This is a genomic window from Aeribacillus sp. FSL K6-8210 (assembly GCF_037963925.1).
Classification (GTDB): Bacteria; Bacillota; Bacilli; order Bacillales; family Aeribacillaceae; genus Aeribacillus; species Aeribacillus composti.
The window spans coordinates 1,096,806-1,113,982 of sequence record NZ_CP150172.1 but is presented as its reverse complement, the minus strand read 5'-3'; the positions used below and the strand labels follow the sequence as shown (position 1 = coordinate 1,113,982).

General features: G+C 40.4%; 20 protein-coding genes and 1 riboswitch. Of the genes, 3 read left to right on the top strand and 17 right to left on the bottom strand.

What is annotated here, in order from left to right; genetic code table 11:
- Positions 1–253 precede the first annotated feature (253 nt).
- The 3 genes from NSQ41_RS05530 to NSQ41_RS05520 all read left to right on the top strand — a co-directional run bounded on the left by NSQ41_RS05530 (position 254) and on the right by NSQ41_RS05520 (position 1,847).
- The gene (locus NSQ41_RS05530) at positions 254–1,333 is read left to right on the top strand and encodes a glycosyltransferase family 4 protein (protein ID WP_339199201.1); all 1,080 of its coding nucleotides are present in this window, start codon (positions 254–256) and stop codon (positions 1,331–1,333) included.
- 124 nt (positions 1,334–1,457) lie between these two features.
- Positions 1,458–1,622, top strand: coding sequence for a hypothetical protein (locus NSQ41_RS05525; RefSeq protein WP_339199198.1), 165 nt, complete (start codon positions 1,458–1,460; stop codon positions 1,620–1,622).
- Positions 1,623–1,649: 27 nt separating this feature from the next.
- A complete protein-coding gene (locus NSQ41_RS05520; protein WP_339199195.1) occupies positions 1,650–1,847 on the top strand; it encodes a hypothetical protein in 198 nt (65 codons plus the stop codon).
- Between the two features lie 294 nt (positions 1,848–2,141).
- Here the strand turns inward: NSQ41_RS05520 and NSQ41_RS05515 are convergent, their stop codons facing one another.
- The 17 genes from NSQ41_RS05515 to NSQ41_RS05435 form a co-directional block, all read right to left on the bottom strand.
- Complete coding sequence (locus NSQ41_RS05515; RefSeq protein ID WP_339211180.1) at positions 2,142–3,437, bottom strand: glycosyltransferase; 1,296 nt, start codon at positions 3,435–3,437, stop codon at positions 2,142–2,144.
- Positions 3,438–3,441: 4 nt separating this feature from the next.
- Positions 3,442–4,173: a sugar nucleotidyltransferase gene (locus tag NSQ41_RS05510; RefSeq protein WP_339199188.1), complete on the bottom strand. Its 732-nt coding sequence runs from the start codon at positions 4,171–4,173 to the stop codon at positions 3,442–3,444.
- 67 nt (positions 4,174–4,240) lie between these two features.
- Positions 4,241–4,582, bottom strand: a complete 342-nt coding sequence (locus NSQ41_RS05505; RefSeq protein ID WP_339199969.1) for a DUF1360 domain-containing protein — start codon at positions 4,580–4,582, stop codon at positions 4,241–4,243.
- 94 nt (positions 4,583–4,676) lie between these two features.
- On the bottom strand, positions 4,677–5,063 hold the full coding sequence (locus tag NSQ41_RS05500; protein ID WP_339211178.1) for a CotO family spore coat protein: 387 nt from the start codon (positions 5,061–5,063) through the stop codon (positions 4,677–4,679).
- 279 nt (positions 5,064–5,342) lie between these two features.
- Complete coding sequence (gene fabI, locus NSQ41_RS05495) at positions 5,343–6,119, bottom strand: enoyl-ACP reductase FabI (RefSeq protein WP_063387507.1); 777 nt, start codon at positions 6,117–6,119, stop codon at positions 5,343–5,345.
- Positions 6,120–6,217: 98 nt separating this feature from the next.
- Positions 6,218–7,030, bottom strand: coding sequence for a bifunctional hydroxymethylpyrimidine kinase/phosphomethylpyrimidine kinase (thiD, locus tag NSQ41_RS05490; RefSeq protein ID WP_063387506.1), 813 nt, complete (start codon positions 7,028–7,030; stop codon positions 6,218–6,220).
- A 14-nt stretch (positions 7,031–7,044) separates the two neighbouring features.
- The gene (locus NSQ41_RS05485) at positions 7,045–8,058 is read right to left on the bottom strand and encodes a thiazole biosynthesis adenylyltransferase ThiF (protein ID WP_063387505.1); all 1,014 of its coding nucleotides are present in this window, start codon (positions 8,056–8,058) and stop codon (positions 7,045–7,047) included.
- Positions 8,055–8,822: a thiazole synthase gene (locus NSQ41_RS05480; protein WP_066248317.1), complete on the bottom strand. Its 768-nt coding sequence runs from the start codon at positions 8,820–8,822 to the stop codon at positions 8,055–8,057. Before NSQ41_RS05480 ends, NSQ41_RS05485 begins: the two co-directional genes overlap by 4 nt.
- A 6-nt stretch (positions 8,823–8,828) precedes the next feature.
- Positions 8,829–9,032 carry a sulfur carrier protein ThiS gene (gene thiS / locus NSQ41_RS05475; RefSeq protein WP_339199181.1) on the bottom strand — a complete coding sequence of 68 codons (204 nt, stop codon included), beginning with the start codon at positions 9,030–9,032 and terminating at the stop codon, positions 8,829–8,831.
- Between the two features lie 7 nt (positions 9,033–9,039).
- The gene (gene thiO / locus NSQ41_RS05470; protein WP_339211174.1) at positions 9,040–10,152 is read right to left on the bottom strand and encodes a glycine oxidase ThiO; all 1,113 of its coding nucleotides are present in this window, start codon (positions 10,150–10,152) and stop codon (positions 9,040–9,042) included.
- Entirely contained in the window at positions 10,139–10,753 is a 615-nt protein-coding gene (tenI, locus tag NSQ41_RS05465) for a thiazole tautomerase TenI (protein ID WP_339211173.1), read from the bottom strand. The genes thiO and tenI overlap by 14 nt, the downstream gene beginning before the upstream one ends.
- A 139-nt stretch (positions 10,754–10,892) precedes the next feature.
- Positions 10,893–11,001, bottom strand: a riboswitch (TPP riboswitch).
- A 54-nt stretch (positions 11,002–11,055) separates the two neighbouring features.
- The gene (locus NSQ41_RS05460; RefSeq protein ID WP_327847686.1) at positions 11,056–12,909 is read right to left on the bottom strand and encodes a monovalent cation:proton antiporter family protein; all 1,854 of its coding nucleotides are present in this window, start codon (positions 12,907–12,909) and stop codon (positions 11,056–11,058) included.
- 25 nt (positions 12,910–12,934) lie between these two features.
- A complete protein-coding gene (mgtE, locus tag NSQ41_RS05455; RefSeq protein ID WP_339211171.1) occupies positions 12,935–14,299 on the bottom strand; it encodes a magnesium transporter in 1,365 nt (454 codons plus the stop codon).
- 104 nt (positions 14,300–14,403) lie between these two features.
- Positions 14,404–15,303 (bottom strand): RluA family pseudouridine synthase, encoded by a 900-nt coding sequence (locus tag NSQ41_RS05450; protein ID WP_063387498.1) that lies wholly within the window; start codon positions 15,301–15,303, stop codon positions 14,404–14,406.
- Positions 15,304–15,318: 15 nt separating this feature from the next.
- Entirely contained in the window at positions 15,319–16,113 is a 795-nt protein-coding gene (locus NSQ41_RS05445; protein ID WP_063387497.1) for an NAD kinase, read from the bottom strand.
- A 20-nt stretch (positions 16,114–16,133) separates the two neighbouring features.
- Positions 16,134–16,763: a GTP pyrophosphokinase family protein gene (locus NSQ41_RS05440; RefSeq protein ID WP_063387496.1), complete on the bottom strand. Its 630-nt coding sequence runs from the start codon at positions 16,761–16,763 to the stop codon at positions 16,134–16,136.
- Between the two features lie 13 nt (positions 16,764–16,776).
- Entirely contained in the window at positions 16,777–17,145 is a 369-nt protein-coding gene (locus tag NSQ41_RS05435) for a hypothetical protein (RefSeq protein WP_339211169.1), read from the bottom strand.
- Between the last annotated feature and the right edge of the window lie 32 nt (positions 17,146–17,177).

Genomic DNA, 17,177 nt, shown 5'->3' with positions numbered 1-17,177 from the left:
TCAAAAAGCAACACCTCGTTTCGAGTTTCACAGTATTTTACGCAAGGCATAGATTTTTGTTTGAGTAAACCGCCTTGAATAAACAGATTTAGGCGCTGAAAGAAGGAATCCTTAAAGTGATAGAGCAAGTATCATGCCGTTTTTCATAAAATTATATATAAGAACAGACATTGGCGATGGAGAACAGCGGATTTTTAAATATTTACATTTTCTTTTTTTAAGAATTTTATGAAATAGAAAGGGCGTATCTCGCATGAAAATATTGTTTACTTTTTATATTGCGGGAAGCGGCGTCGAAACGTTGAATCGTCAACGTTTTGCCGCTTTAAAAAAATACGGGGTCGAAAGCCATGCATTATATTTAACAAAAGGTTCCGGATGGAAAAATATAGAGGCAAGCGGAATGACAGCGTTTGTCACCAATGATGAACAAGAGATTAAGCGGATATTTGAAATAGAAAAATACGACTTGATTTTTGTTTGTGCAGACTACCTTTTTTTGTCAAAAATTAGAAAACTAGGCTTTAACGGCAAGATCGTATATGACATTCAAGGGTTTGGAACAGAAATCGATCAACTGTTAAAAAAAGCTAAACCGTTCGTTGAAGAACATGCCGCTGCCATTTTATCCCCCAACACATCCCACTTAATTACAAAAATAAAGAAAGCTTTTCCGGATAAACAGCTTTATAGCTTTCATAACGGCATCGATACGAAGTTATTCTCCAAAAAAGAAGTGGAAGCTCCTCAAAAAAGGATTATAGGGTGGGTAGGCAGAATAGAGGAGAACAAAAATTGGAAACTTTTTCTCCGCCTTGGGAGACATTTGTTAAATCAACAATTTGACATTGAATTATGGATGTTTGAGGACCCCACTTTAAGCATGGATGAACAAAGAAAACAGTTCGCAAGGTGGCTGAAACGTCTCGAGCTAACAGAGCATGTAAAAATGTTCGCAAATATCCCCCATGGTGAAATGCCAATCTATTACTCTAAAATCGCAAAATCAGGAGGCTTTTTTTGCTCAACATCGCTGTTAGAAGGATTCGGATATGCTCCGTTGGAAGCGATGAGCTGCCAATGTCCCGTTCTATGTACAGATTCAGACGGAGTGAAAAGCTTTGTCATTCATAATCGGACAGGAAAAATCATCCCAAAAAACCGCCTTCAAAAAGCGGTTTTAGAAGCAAAGGATATGTTAACTAATGCACCTCTCCGTTCAAAATTGGTTCAAAACGGTCTGAATTTAATTCAACACGAATTTTCACTTGAAAAATATGGTGAATCTTTTATCAAAATGCTTAAACATCTTGGATATAAACAAAAAGAATAGGCTTGTGAAAATTAATTAATAATTATAAATGACTATACTTTTTGATCGACTTTGAATATACGTATAGTATTAGGAAGTTCCATCTGAGCGCACTTCCTAATTTTATAAATAGGAGGGGTATGCTTTGCCACAAACTGTAGAAGAGTGCCGGGAAAAATTAGAACAAACACGTTTATCGCAGCAGCAAACAAGAAATAAACTACTTGAATGCCGGCAAAAGCTAATCGATTGTAGAGAAGAATTAGCACAGTGCAGAGAAGAATTACGAGAATGCAGAGAAGAAATGTAAACTATTTTAAATAGGAGGGTGAAAGAATTGCCGAGTCCTGAACTGATTCAATGCCGAAATGAATTACGGCAGGAAAGAGCAACGTTAAGGGAGATCAGAAACGAACTGCGCCAATGCAGGGAACCATTAAGCATCTGTCGAAGCGAACGGCGCGAGTGTAGAGAAGCGCTTAGAGAATGCCGAAATCCATACACCATTGCTGCAATTGAAAGCATGCATCTATAAGAAAGGCGCTGACCAAGTCTTTCAGGTGTAAGAAACCGGAAAAAACGAGCTGATCCTGTCAAAAATTCCGGTTTCTTCCACAATTTTTGGATAAAGAATGCCGAAATATTTTTCCTTAAAATTAAACACAGGGGCTGTCTAATAATAAGTCGATTTTCCGGCTTATAGACGCCCCTTTAATGTTTTAGAAACGTTGATATATCAATGCTTATGTCGTTTTCAATGGATTTTGACTTTCTGGACAGCCCCTTCTTTAATGTTTGAAACTATAAACATTTTAGTTCAAATTGCTTCTCAATTCTTATCTTTCCAGCGGACAACTTCCCATTTTAATGATTCGCCTTTGGGAAATGAAGCAAATTCATATTTGCTTAATGGAATGGCAAGCGATTTGTCGTATTTTAATTTACGGAGGACCTTTGCTTCCATTGGTTTAAGTTCACCATTTCCACTAATAAAAAAATGCCGTTTATACAAAAACAATTTTCCTTCCGGAATCGGGTTTTTTTGATCAAATGTTCTCGAAATAGGCTTGCCAATTTGAAAATCTTCCAACATGTCAGGCGCTACAAGAATGAAATCTTTTAAGTCTGCCTTTAATCTCCGCAAAGCATCGGCCGACTCAATCGGCCTGGCGCATCCCCCTTCTGTATAAAAAATACTTTTCCCACATTTAATGAAACGATAATTTGGAAACAATTTGGCATTGGAAAAAACAGATTTTTCAATAGGGGCCCCTTCACGATATTGATAAAGCAATGGATCATGTACTTTTACCAGCTGTTTTCGATCATATTTTAACATTCGAAAGGCTGCCTCATCGATTTTCCGCCTTATGTTTCCGTCAATTAAAAATGTGTTTTCATTTGTTGAGAGGACAACCAGCCCAGTCGGCAATTCTTTCGGCATGAATGCGTTCAATTCTTGAAATGAATCAGGTGTTTTTAAACATATATCCAAAACTTTTGGAATAGGATAAAATGGTGACCATTCTGCCAAACGGGCCCAAAAAGCAGCATCACCGTTATGCCAATATTCAGGCGAATCGTCCCAATATGAACCGTATTTCGCCAGTATGAGCGGCAACAGTGAAGCTCGATGCATCACCGAACAATGATCAACAAGATTTTGAGGTTTTGTTAATATCCCGTTTGTTTCCCGCACTTTTTCATACACGGTTCTTCCGCTTTGATCAATTTTTCGGACAAGCTGTTTTGAATAGACAACACCATAAGATGGACTGTTATTTAAAATAGTTGTCATTTCAGAAAGCCGTTCCGGCAAATATATGTCGTCATCTGTTAAATAAGAAATGTAGTCGCCGGATACTTTTTCCAACGCCTCATTAATCAATGTTGCGTAACGTGTTGTTTTATGTCGATCCTCATCTCGAATGCCGCTGTCAAAATATTGAATTCGTGAATCTTGCAAAAAGCCTTTTATAATTCTTTTTGTCTTATCATTGGAATGATCGTCCATGATCAATAGCTCCCAATTGTCATATTTTTGGGCAAGCACGCTTTCAATCGCTAGATGAACCGTATCCGGCTTGTTATAGCTCGTTAAAATGATGGAAACCTTCGGCTTCATCATCTCACACCTTGCTATTTATTTGATGAAAAGCAAATAGATTGGCATCCACCCATGATTCATACGTGCCAGCATCTGACCAAAACCCTTCCACATAGGAAAAACCGATCGTTCCTTTTTCCAAAAATTTTCGGTTTACATCTGTAATTTCATATTCTCCTCTTAAAGACGGCTTGATCTCGTTGAGCACGTGAAAAACAACCGGTTTATACAAGTAAATGCCTGTAATGCATAAATTGGACTTGCTGCAGGTCGGTTTTTCGACTAAATCCGTGATTTCCTTTTTTTCTTTATCCAAAAAAGCAACGCCATATCTCGACGGCTCATCCACTTCTTTTAAAAAGAGATGAGCTTCATTCCCGCTCTTTTCAAAAGATTTCAAAAATGAGCTTAAATTCATTTCAAAAATGTTATCCCCCAGCAAAAGCACAAATGGATCGCCATTCGTAAAAAATTCAGCCTTTCTAACACCATCTCCAATTCCATTTGGCTCCTTTTGAATCGTATATTGGATATTTACATTTAAACTTTCTCCATTTCCAATAATTTTGAAAAACTGTGGTAGATGTTCTTCATTAGTAACAATTAAAATATCTTTAATTCCTGCTTCTTTCAACCTTGAAATCGGCCAGCATATCATTGGGAATTTTCCAACCGGAAGTAAATGTTTATTGATTACATTCGTAAATGGTTTCAATCTCGTCCCTTTTCCTCCTGCCAAAATGACGCCTTTCAAAACCTTTCACTTCCTTTACGATGCAATTCCCGGAGATATTCCGGTAAACAGTTCATTTCAAATGGCGCTAATCAAGCAAATGTTCAATAATTCCAGCCAAACCTGAGATCGCTAATATGACCGTAATTGGATGGAAAATGGCGTATAAATATTCATTTCCAAAAAATAAAATGGCGGCACACCATATTCCTGTGCACCAATAACAGCTTAAAAGCTCACCGATCCACAATCGAAGTCCTTTTCCTTTCGGTCTGAAAAAAGAAACGGTTTCTCCTGTCTCCCCTTTTTCCTCCACAATTGTTAAAAAAGGAGCCCGCAAAAATGAAGCGATTTTATCAAACACTATAATTCTCGTTAATCGAAAAGATGCCAATGCAGTGAGAACAAATGAAAACCAATACCACTCCATGGAATCAATTCTCCTTTCCTTCACCAACATATGTTTTGAATATTTAAAGCGTTCAAATAAAATTAAAAAACCCGGCATAACCGAGTTCTCCATTTTAATTCCCTAACACTTTTATGTCTAAAATACTTTTCGATTTTATTTTCAAAGGTTCATTTTGATCAAATGTACGGATTTGAACGACATCGTTTTCCTTTGACAAAATAATTCCTTTGTATGTTTTCTCTACTGTTTTAATTTCACATACGTTTTTATACACATGCTCCGGAAGACTTGAAAAGAAATCAATCTTTTCATGAATCGTCATATTTGCCAATTCTCTTCTTCTTTTATAAATCTCTTCTTTCGTCCATGTACTCTTTACCGCTTGCTTAGAATTATTTGCAATTTTTTTTAATAACGTCGACTGCATGGTCACTTCAGGTTTTTTTATATTCGGCTGGACAATATACATCAAAGGTTCTAATTTTTCTTTTTTAATCAAGTTTGATCGCCACCCTCTAATATGATTTCTCTCATTATTTTATGACACGATAGAATGAAATCATGACGGAAATCTAACTTTTTCTTATGACAAAAGAGCATTTGAAAATCGCTGCACATTGACACAAAAAGTCGTAACAGAACATCAACAATAAATCCAAGCTTCACGGCTTGAAATAGTGGCACCTTGAAGCTGACAGCAAAATTTCATTTTATCCTGCCATAAAAAAAGATTAATCTTGTGCGAGTAACGCACACAGATTAATCTTTTTCAGCTAACTTAATAACCTAAAATATGAAAACCTGAATCAACATGAATCGTTTCCCCTGTAATGCCGCGGGAAAGATCGCTGAACAGGAACAACGCAGTGTCTCCAACTTCTTCTTGTGTTGTGGTTCGGCGCAGCGGAGCACGTTCTTCTATTTCCTTCAGAATTGAATTAAAATCACTGATACCTTTTGCCGAAAGCGTACGAATCGGACCAGCGGAAATGGCATTGACGCGAATATTTTCTTTACCTAGATCGTTCGCCAAATATTTCACGCTAGCATCCAATGACGCTTTCGCAACTCCCATTACGTTGTAGTTTTGAACGACTCGCTCACCGCCCAAGTAAGTTAATGTAACAATGCTTCCGCCTTCTGTCATCAAAGGACGGGCTGTTTTCGCAACCGCCGTTAAAGAATAAGAACTGATGTTGTGGGCCAACAGGAAGCCGTCTCTTGTTGTGTTCAAATATTCACCGCTCAGCTCTTCCTTATTCGCAAAGGCGATACAATGAGCGATACCGTGAATCACACCAACCTCGCTTTTAATTTTTTCAAAACACTGCTCGATTTCTTCATCCTTTGTTACATCACAAGGCAGCACGAGATAATCTTCCCGTCCTAACGAATCTACAAGCTCTCGAACCGATTTCTCCATTCTTTCGCCCACATATGTAAAGATCAATCTTGCTCCTGCTTCATGCAAAGAGCGGGCAATTCCCCAAGCAATGCTTCGCTTGTTTGCAACACCCATGACCACAATGTTTCGGCCTTCCAAATTCAATTTCATGGAAAATCCTCCTAAACATTATTACAAGTTATTAATACCTGATCATAATTATAAAGGACAAAAGAGAAAAAAGCCAGAACATATATGTCCGGCTTATGTTATTTCGAAGCAGCTAAATTTCTTTTATATGCCCAATGATTGGTAGGACCGTGGCCGCCTCCAATGCCTAGCGCATTTTCTACAGCAAGATGGATGAACTCTTTTGCGGTTTTTACGGCTTCGATAACGTCTTTACCTTTGGCGAGCTCAGCTGTCAGCGCAGCAGAAAAAGTGCAGCCTGTTCCGTGCGTGTGCTTTGTGTTGACATAGTTGCCTTTAAATTCATAAAAATCATGCCCGTCAAACAACAAATCAATGATTTCGCTGCCCGACGGCTGATGTCCTCCCTTTATGATCACATGCTTTGCTCCCATTTGGCAAATTTTTTTCGCAGCTTCTTTCCGATCATCAAACGATTTTATCTCGATGCCCGTGATCGCTTCCGCTTCCGGGATGTTCGGCGTCACAATAAACGAAAGCGGAATTAAGTCGTTGATGAGCGCGTTGATGGCAGACTCTTCAAGTAATGGATGTCCGCCTTTTGCAATCATTACTGGATCAACGACAATTTTTTCCCATCCATGCTTTTGAACTTTATTTGAGACGATTTGGATGATTTCTTGATTAAAAAGCATTCCTGTTTTGACCGCATCTGGCGATAAATCTTCAGCAATTGCATCAAGCTGACTGATCACCCCTTCAATCGGAACAGGGTAGACGCCATGAACACCTAATGTGTTTTGAGACGTAACGGCCGTGATCACGCTCATTCCGTATACATCCAACTCCTGAAAAGTTTTCAAATCTGCCTGAATTCCCGCGCCTCCTCCTGAATCGGACCCGGCAATCGTCAACGCTTTTCCGATGGTCATAAACACACCTCCATTTAAGCTCCGAAGTAACGTTGATAAATAGCTTTTGCTTTCTCTTCTTCCTTAGTGCCGTGAATTAATGCTCTTCCGTCTTGAAAAAGCACAACGCGGAAATCATCCGCCTGAAAGGAAATTAAATAAGCATTTCCTTTTAAGTCTTTCACGATCGGACGCAAACGATTGGTAATTTCTGATAGCGAAATCTTCTGTTTTTGCTGCGGACGTATTTGTACGGTATTCCTTCCGCACAAAACCGCTGTTTTTAATCCATTTTCAACCGACAAATATGGATATGTCGGGTGATGTCCGCACGATGGGCAGTCGGCCTTTTTTAATTTTGTCATGTCCACTGCAGAATGCTCCCTTGTCCAAACATCAAATGAAACTAACTTCTTGGACACCTCTCCGCTGACTAAATATTTCAGTGCCTCTGCTGTTTGATAAGAGGCGACGATTTGCACCGCCGGGCTGATCACGCCAACTGTATCGCACGTCATTCCGTCAGACGGAATCGCTTGGAGCATACAATGGAGGCATGGTGTTTGTTTCGGAACGATGGAAACGGTCATTCCATAACTTCTCACTACTGCCCCATAGATCCAAGGTATTTCGTGCTTCATCGCTAAATCATTGATGAAAAATCTCGTTTCAAAATTGTCAGTCCCATCGATGATAAGGTCGACATCCTTTACATGTTCAATAAAATCAATTGAGAAATCGCCCACAATCGCTTCAATCGAAATGTTCGAATTGATTTCCTGCAAATGTTTTTTGGCAGCAACCGCTTTTGGCAGCTTTTGTTTCGCATCCTCTTCCGTATACAGCTGTTGACGCCCGAGATTGCTCCAATCGACATAATCACGGTCAATGATGGTTATTTTGCCGATTCCAGCACGGGCTAACATTTCAGCGCTTGCGCAGCCGAGTGCCCCAGCTCCAACAATGAGCACATGGCTTTTCAGCAATTTTTTTTGTCCCTCTTCTCCAATAGGAGAAAACAAGATTTGGCGAGAATATCGTTCCATTATGTCGTTAACATTCCTTCCGTTGGACTGCTTGCTTGTGCATACCGTTTTTTCGGAATGCGTCCTGCTTCATATCCAAGTCTTCCTGCTTCAATCGCCAGTTTCATTGCCTTCGCCATTTTCACAGGATCTTTTGCACCGGAAACAGCTGTATTTAATAAGATTCCATCTGCTCCCATCTCCATGGCGAGTGCGCAATCTGCCGGCGAACCGATTCCGGCATCAACAATGACTGGAATATTGGCTTGCTCAATAATAAATGATAGATTGAGAGGATTGACAATTCCTTGGCCTGATCCGATCGGAGATGCTCCCGGCATGATGGCATGAACCCCTAATTCTTCAAGCTTCTTCGCCAGAACAACATCGTCTGAAGTGTATGGAAGAACAATAAACCCTTCATCCAATAACATCTCTGATGCCTTCAATGTTTCAATCGGATCAGGGAGAAGCGTTTTATCATCTCCAATTACTTCCACCTTAATCATATCACATAATCCTGATGCTTTAGCAAGTTTAGCGATTCTGACTGCTTCCTCCGCAGTTTTTGCCCCGGCCGTGTTCGGCAGAAGCGTATATTTCGATAAATCCAACATTTCTAAAAAATTTGGCTGAGAAGGCTCGTAAATATTCATTCTTCTGACGGCAAATGTCAAAATTTCAGCACCTGAGGCCTCCACCGCTTCTTTTTGTATCTCAAAAGACGGATATTTTCCAGTTCCTAACATTAATCTCGACTGAAATGTTTTATCTCCTATTTTTAACATGAATCATCATCCCCCTCCAACAAAATGGACAATTTCAATTTGATCACCATCATGTAATGTCTGGAAGCTGTATTGTTCTTTTGAAACAATTTCACCATTTCGTTCAACGACAACAATTCTTTCCTGTAATTGAAAAAAGTTCAGCAAATCTTCAATGCTTCGAACACTATTCTCCACTTCCATCTGCTGGCCGTTGATGCGAAGTTTCACCGTTTCATCACCTCCCTTTCGCATCAGAAAGCAATCGGTTTAAAGAAAAGCTATGAACATAACGCTCATATTGATTCGTTTTCAAAATCATGTCTTTTACGATCAAGCTTGTAATCGGCGCTAGAAGAATGCCGTTTCGATAATGACCGGTCGCAAAAAAGATTCCCTCATGCTCCGGGTGCTCGGCAAAATACGGCCAGCCGTCAGCTGTTTGCGGCCTGAGCGACGACCAAGCACTAACGACCGGTTCAGACCCGATTTCTGGCATAATTTTCTGAACCTTTATCATTAATTCGGATACTCCTTTGACTGTCGGATGCGTATCCCAGTCGTTTTCATAAGAAGTTGCTCCAATAATAACGGTGCCGTCTTTTTTCGGTACGATATAACAGTGCTCGTAAAACACTGTTTTGTTGATCACCAGTTTTTTCGGTTTTATGGCTAAGCATTCTCCTTTAACGGGCTTCATTGGATTTCTCAGCCCCAGCTTTTCAAAGAAAAAGCCACTCCAAACTCCGCTTGAAACGACGACTTTTCCACATATAAAAACTCCTTGGGAAGTGACAAGCTTGTATGCTTTTCCCTCTTTAATCACGTCGAAAACAGGACATTGTTCAAAAATAGATGCACCATATTTTCTAGCGCCTTTCGCATATGCCTGGCAAACAGATGAACCTTTCACTTGGCCGTCATGCTTAAGCCAAAGAGCTCCCACAATGTCTTCAGAAACATGTGGCTCATTTGCCAGTACGTTTTCCCTTGAATGCCATTCTAGCTCATCCTCATCTGCAAGCGATTGCAGAAAGCGGCCTTCATCCTCAGTAAATGCAAGCCGATACATGCCTTCCTGCACAAGCTCAATATCCACACCAGATTGCTCCAATAATTCTTTTGCAAGGCTCGGATATAAATTTCGGCTCTCTAAGCATAGCTCAAAAAATATGTCTCTTTTTTCATTTTCAGAATGGGCACCCAGCATTCCTGCTGCAGCGGATGTCGCTTTACCTCCGATTTCGCCGCTTTCAAACACGGCGGTCTTCAGCCCTGCTTTTGATAGCTCATAGGCGATCCCTTGGCCGATGACCCCTCCCCCGATGATTCCAACATCAAAAACGTTCATTTGAAAAAGCTTCCCCTTTCCTGAAAAGTTTGGCAGCGCTCTCTGGATCTTTCGAAGAAAAGATATAGGACATAACGGCAATACCGCTTGCTTTTTTTTCTAAAACCTTTTGCATATTATCAGGCGTGATCCCACCGATGGCGATAATAGGAATATTGACGTGTCCAACGATTTTCCCAAGCAAATCTGTTCCCTTTGCCGGAAGTCCTTTTTTACTGTTCGTTTCAAAAACGTTTCCGAAAAAACAATAGTCTGCTCCGTCTTTTTCTGCTTTTACCGCTTCATCTAATGAATGGACGCTGACACCGGCTTTTATTTGCGGAAAAGCGCTTTTCACTTTTTTTACCGGCAGGCCGGTTCCCGGAAGATGAACATTTTGAACGCCTGTTAGGAGCGCAACATCGAGCCGATCGTTGATAACAAGCTGTTCTCTCCTTATCCCGTTTGCCAAAAGCTGTTCTACGAGATGAATGATCTCACATGGTCTTTTATTTTTTTCTCGTATATGAACGTAATCAACATGATCTGATATGGACAAAATTATGCGTATTAGCTCGTTAACTGGTTTTGTTCCGTCTGTTACGGCATGAAGCTCCAACATTGTACATTCCTTTCATGAGAAAGACGCTCACACTCGTCTTTCAAGGTTCAAAACTGGAAAGCAGCTGTCCAAGGGTGAGACTGGAAACAATAAAAAACCACCTTCCTTGCTGGAAAGTGGTAATGGAATATCAGACATATGTTTCAAATTCCCACTTCCCTACGCTGGCATCATCCAGATCAGGTTCAAAGGGTCTTAAAGTCAACACTTTAATCTCAGCCTTTCCAAAGGCTCCCCTAGTGGATGCTTATTAAATTTTCATACTAATTTCATGCTATCACAATTTGTTTTGTTTGCAAATATTATTTACTAAATTCCAGCTCATCTTTTAACTCATTTACATATTTGCGGGAACCCGTTACAATCAAGCGGTCCCCTTTTTTCAATTCGGTATCGCCGTGAGGCACAATGGAATCTTCACCTCGAAAAATCCGGACAAAGATACAATCTCCTGTAAACGGAAAGTATCGAAGCTTCATTCCATCATATTTTCGGTTATTCATATTAATTTGATAAAGAGAGTTGTCTTGGTTTGTTAAGATCCGCATAACGCCAGGCGATTCGATCAAAGCCCTGAGCAGCGTTTTTGTTGACAGCATGACGGAAAATACGCTGATCCCCTTTTCTTTTAATATTTGATCCAACTCCGGGGAAGAAATAGAGGCGATGACCTGTTCTACGCCGCATTCTTTTGCATATGTCGCAATTTCCGCATTTCTTTCTTCATCCCCAGTAGCCACTACCACTATATCAGCTTCCATTATGTGGTGTTCATTCAATGATTCTATCGAATAGTCTTTCAATTCTTCAATTTTAAACACCGATTGAGCAGTCCCGTTTTCAATTTTGTCTTGCTGTGTATGATATACGGTTGCTTCATACAAATTTTTGTCCAATTCTCTTGTGACTGGAAGGGTCATTTGATTTGCACCAATAAAAGCAATTTTCTTTTTTGGCTGCACCGCCATTTTTTTAGGGAATAATTTTTTAAATCCTATCGGCGTGATAATGCTTGTTAACACGGCAACTACTATTAGTGCGTCAGCCATTTGCTTATCAATCAGTTCGATTCGCTGTCCAATTTCAGCTGCCGCAATAACTAATGATAAAGTAGCAGTCAACAAGAACGCCGCCGCAATCGTTGTATTCGTATCATACCATTTTCTCAGCACAAAAACGGGAATAAACTTTGAGATCAAGAGGGCGAGAAATAACAAAGGAATTAACAAAAGAAGGTTCGGATCTTTGATCAATTCCCATAAATCCAATTCCACCCCTACCATGACAAAAAAGATCGGGATTAAAAAACCGTAACCAAACGAATCTAGCTTTTGCACCAAGTCTGAATTAGGCGATAAAAGCGAGACTAAAACTCCCGCAAGGAAGGCGCCTAAAATATTTTCTGCCCCAAGCGTTTCCGATAAACCTACAAGTGCGAGAATTAACGTAAAAACCGCCCTTGTTCCAATTTGAACCGTTCCTTTTGACATCGTTTTAATAAAGGATCGACTTTTAAACCTTTTGCCAATGAAGTAAAGCAGTACGCCTGCTGCAAACAAAAGAAGCAGAAGCCACGTATTGCTTTCTCCTTCGCTGTTTAAGGAGACAAAAACCGCCAGCAAAATCATGGTGACAAGGTCGGCTATGACAGCAACCAGCAAAATAATTTGGCCGATGTTTGTTTTCATAATTTGCTCGTCTTTCAGCGTCGGCACTACTACTCCTAAAGAAATCGTTGAAATCACTAACGTCATGAAAAAGGCATTGCGGATAAATCCCATCCACATTAACAAATACGATAAAAGTAATGAAACAACGAAAATGCCAAGAAAAACAATTGACGCAACCAAAAAAGTATGAGGAGCTTTTTTTCCGTTGGGCAGCTTTTCTTCTTTTTTCTTCTCTTTGGAGAAAATGGTGAAATCAATCTCAAGCCCGCTTAAAAACATGAGAAATATAAATCCCAGCGTTGAGAGAGTTGACAGCCATACATCTTCCTGCACTAAATTAAATCCCGTTTTCCCGATGATTAATCCGACAATAATTTCCGCAACGACGACAGGAATGAATGCCAGTTTGAACCGATGCAGCAAAATCGGGGTTAAAAAAGCGCCGACCAGCACGATGACAAGAGAGGTTACTGCATGTGATTCCATATTGCGCCTCCTTTAGCTAATTTTGTTAGAGCAAATAGTTCATAAATAGCGTCGCCATGCCAAAATAAATCAAAATGCTGATCATATCATTAATCGTTGTAATAAATGGACCGGAGGCCACAGCCGGGTCAATGCGAAGCCTGTGCATGACAAGAGGAACAAACGCCCCGGCAATTGTCGCAACAGTCAGCGTTGACAATATGGAAAGACCCACTAGCAGTCCTAAGAAAAATTTCTGCTTCCAAATAAAAATTGTCAGTGCAACAACAATTCCGCATACTGTTCCGGTAATCAAGCCGGTTCCAGCTTCTTTGAGAATAATTTTCCACACGCGTTCGGAAGTGCCTTCGCCTGTTGCAATTCTTCTTACGGCAACAGCGAGAGCTTGTGTTCCTGTATTTCCAGCCATCCCTGCAATTAATGGTATAAAGAGCGCTAAAGTTGCCACTTTGTTCAACGTTTCTTCAAACTGGCCGATTAGGCCGGCGGTGAACATTCCTAAAAATAGGAGAATAATAAGCCATGGCAATCTTTTTTTGGCAGCAGAAACAGCATTCGGATCATATGAATCTACATCCGAGACAGCGGCCAGTTTCGAATAATCGTCAGAAGCCTCTTCGTCCAGCACATCAATAATATCATCAACAGTTATAATTCCAACAAGACGATGTTGAAAATCAACAACCGGAAGAGCCAAAAAATTGTAGTCCTTCATCTTTCTTGCTACTTCTTCCTGATCATCCGCCACAGATACCGAGTAGACTTTCTTTTTCATAATGTCAGCAATCAAAGTATCGTCTTCATGAACAATTAAATCTCTTAACGACAGGACGCCAACAAGATGTTTCTCTTCGTCAATCACATATAAATAATATATTGTTTCCGCATCAGGAGCTTCTTTCCGCAGCAAGTCCATCGTTGACCGCACCGTATAATTGGCATTAATGGCAACGAACTCAGTTGTCATAATACTTCCTGCGGTAAATTGTTCATAATCAAGAAGCTCGCTTATGCTTTTGGCAGCTTGAGCGTCCATGATGGTTAAATAGCTGGAAATTTTCTCTTTTGTCAGCTCACTTAATACATCTGCCGCATCATCAGCGTACATGTATTCCATCATTTTGGCGGCAAATGCCGGATGCATTTCCTCAAGCAGCGATTTGTAGCGGTTTTTATCATCCCTTATATTTTCAAAAACATTCGCCATTTCTTCCGGAGATAGAATTTGATATAAAAGCATTCTATCCGGCTGGTCAAGTTTTAGAAAAAATTTTGCCTGATCATATGGATGTAGCTCAAAAAACAGCGAACGGAATTCCTCTACATTGTTCTCTCTCAGCTTGTCAATCATCAACTGTCTGTATTCCGGTACATCTGTTTTAGGCTGCATAAAATCTCCTCCTTTCCGGAAAAATATCGAAAAGTTTTGTGTTTTACTATATTAACAAATCTATCTGATTTTGTCGTACATTTTTTCATAATAAAAGCATGCACTTACAGGCGCGCATGCTTAATTATTTTTTCCATATCAGGAGGAAGCTTGCAAGTATACGTCAAATTTTTATGCAAAACGGGATGATAGAAGGACAGCGACTGACTGTGGAGGGCATGGCGGTCAATTTCTTCTTTTTGTCCACCATAAAGCGAATCTCCTAAAAGCGGATGACCTATATAGGACATATGTAGACGAATTTGATGAGTTCTACCAGTTACAGGCTTTACCTCAACAACCGTTTTGTCAGAAAAGCGGCTTATGACCCGAAAATGCGTAATAGCTTTTTTCCCATCCTCCCTGACAGTTCTCTCGATGATGCTATCGTCCTTTCTTGCAATTGGCGCATCGATGATGCCTTCGTCTTCGCTGATCCTTCCATGGACAATTGCGATGTATGTCCGTTTTACCGCTCCTTTTTGCTGTTCCTTTGAAAAAAGAAAATGGCTGTAGCGATGTTTGGCTACAAGAAGCAGCCCGGATGTATCCCGGTCAAGCCGATTGACGATATGCACCGTAAGATTTTGCCGCTGTTGATCATAATAGTGTAAAAGCCCGTTCGCAAGACTTCCTGACGGATGCTCTCTAGACGGAATGGTGGACAAAAACGCCGGTTTATTTACAATAAGGCAATAATCGTCTTCATAAACAATGTCCAATGGTATGTTCTCTGGAATGAGCGACTGGCTTCTCTTTTCTTCCGGAAAATGGACGGTTACTTGATCGCCTTCTTGTAAGACGTATCGGACATTTTTTTCGTTCCCGTTAACGACAATTTTTCCACCGTTAAATTTAATATCTGTTAAAGCGGATTTAGAAATATGATGCTCCCGCAAAAATTCTCTAAGCAGCCAGCCATGATGTTCTTTTTTGATGTCCCAATGAAGCTGAAATGTCCCCATGTTTTTCTCTTTCCTTTATCTGTCGCCAATAAACGAGTCCCGGACCCGCTTCCAAAATGGGAAAGGCCGAAATCTCGCAAACCTTACCTTTTCCTGTGCGACCCGGCATTGGATGGACCTGACGTTTTTGTGAAGAAGTGTTAAATGATCGATTGTAATTTGAAAATCAACATCATTGACAGGCTTTAGCATACACGTATGGTGGTCAGGCAAAATTAACGGCGAGCCGATTGTCCGGAACACCCTGTTGTTTATGGAAGCCATTTCTGTTAATTGAATAGCCCGCAGTGAAGGATGAATGAGAGCACCGCCAAGCGCTTTATTGTAGGCGGTGCTTCCTGTCGGTGTTGAAATACACAACCCATCTCCTCGAAATGTTTCAAAGAGAAGCCCTTTAATTTCTATATTCATGACGAGAGTCCCTTCAATGCTTTTCACTGTGCATTCATTTAGCGCAAGGTAGGAGGCTTCACTCCCGCCATTATGCCGGACCACCACTTCAAGCAATGGATATTCAACGATCTGAAACGGTGTTTTAGCAATTGCAATCACCATTTTTTCAATTTCATTCGGGAGCCAGTCGGCATAAAATCCTAAATGCCCCGTATGAACTCCTATAAACGCTGTTTTATCCAATCGTTTATTATATCGATGAAATGCATAAAGCAATGTTCCGTCTCCCCCGACGGAAATCACGATATCCGGCTGATCTTCATCATATTGAAACTCGAAATCGAGCAAATAGGTTCTGATTTTTTGCGCCAAAGCATTAGATGTTTCATCACCTTTTGATGTGATCGAAAACTTCATTTAAGTATCATTCTCCTTTTTTATGTTGTTTCTGTTTTGCGTGAAAATATCGCGTGCGCTTCTTGAATTTCTCCCCGTATTTGCGACATTTCCTCATCCAGCCGGTAAGCTGCTTCAGCTGCGCGCTGCAAGCGGATTTTAATCTGTTCAGGTATGTTCCCGCTATATTTGTAATTTAAAGAATGCTCAATCGTCGCCCAAAAATTCATGGCAAGCGTACGAATTTGAATTTCAACCAAAACCTTTTTCAATCCTTCGAACGATTGAACCGGGTAGCGGGCCACAACATGGTAAGAGCGGTAGCCGCTTTCTTTATTTCGGGTTATGTAGTCTCTTTCCTCCACGATTTCCAAATCATGCCGATCTCTTAGCATTTGAACAACCAATTGAATGTCGCCGACAAATTGGCACATCATTCGGAGCCCGGCAATGTCCTGCATTTCTTCTTCTATTTTATCAAGGGGAATTTGTTTTCGCTTCGCTTTATCCAAAATGCTCGGCACAGGTTTTACCCTGCCTGTCACAAACTCAATTGGAGAATGTTCTCCTCTCAATTCAAATTGGGAACGAATCCCTTTTAATTTGACCTTTAATTCTTCCACTGCCTGCTTATAAGGCGCTAAAAATTGCTCCCATTCCTTGTAGTTCATAAAGTCCCCCCTCCTAATAAAACACGCTTTCCACCATTTTTTCCATCTCCTCGCCGTAATTTGCGTTTCCTTTTATATTTTCAAGCAAAAACTCGATCTCCTCATGAAAATGGGTAAGCAAAATTTCTTTTTCTCCCACTTTAGCATAAACAGGAAGCTCTTCATTTTTGGCTTCTTTTAAATGCGGCCAAATATCCGATGATAAATCTATGTAAAGAAAGTCAGCGCCATTATCCAATATGTAAATAAAAGAAAATTGGTCTGAATCTACCAGCATCTGTCCTTTTGCTGCAAGATTGACTGCATCTTGGACATGTTCCGTTTCGAGCAGCAATTTTTCTTCCGTTTTGCTGACAGCCAGCACTTTTATTCTTTTTTTCATGCTGTTCACCCTTCCAATCAAACATTTCAAGT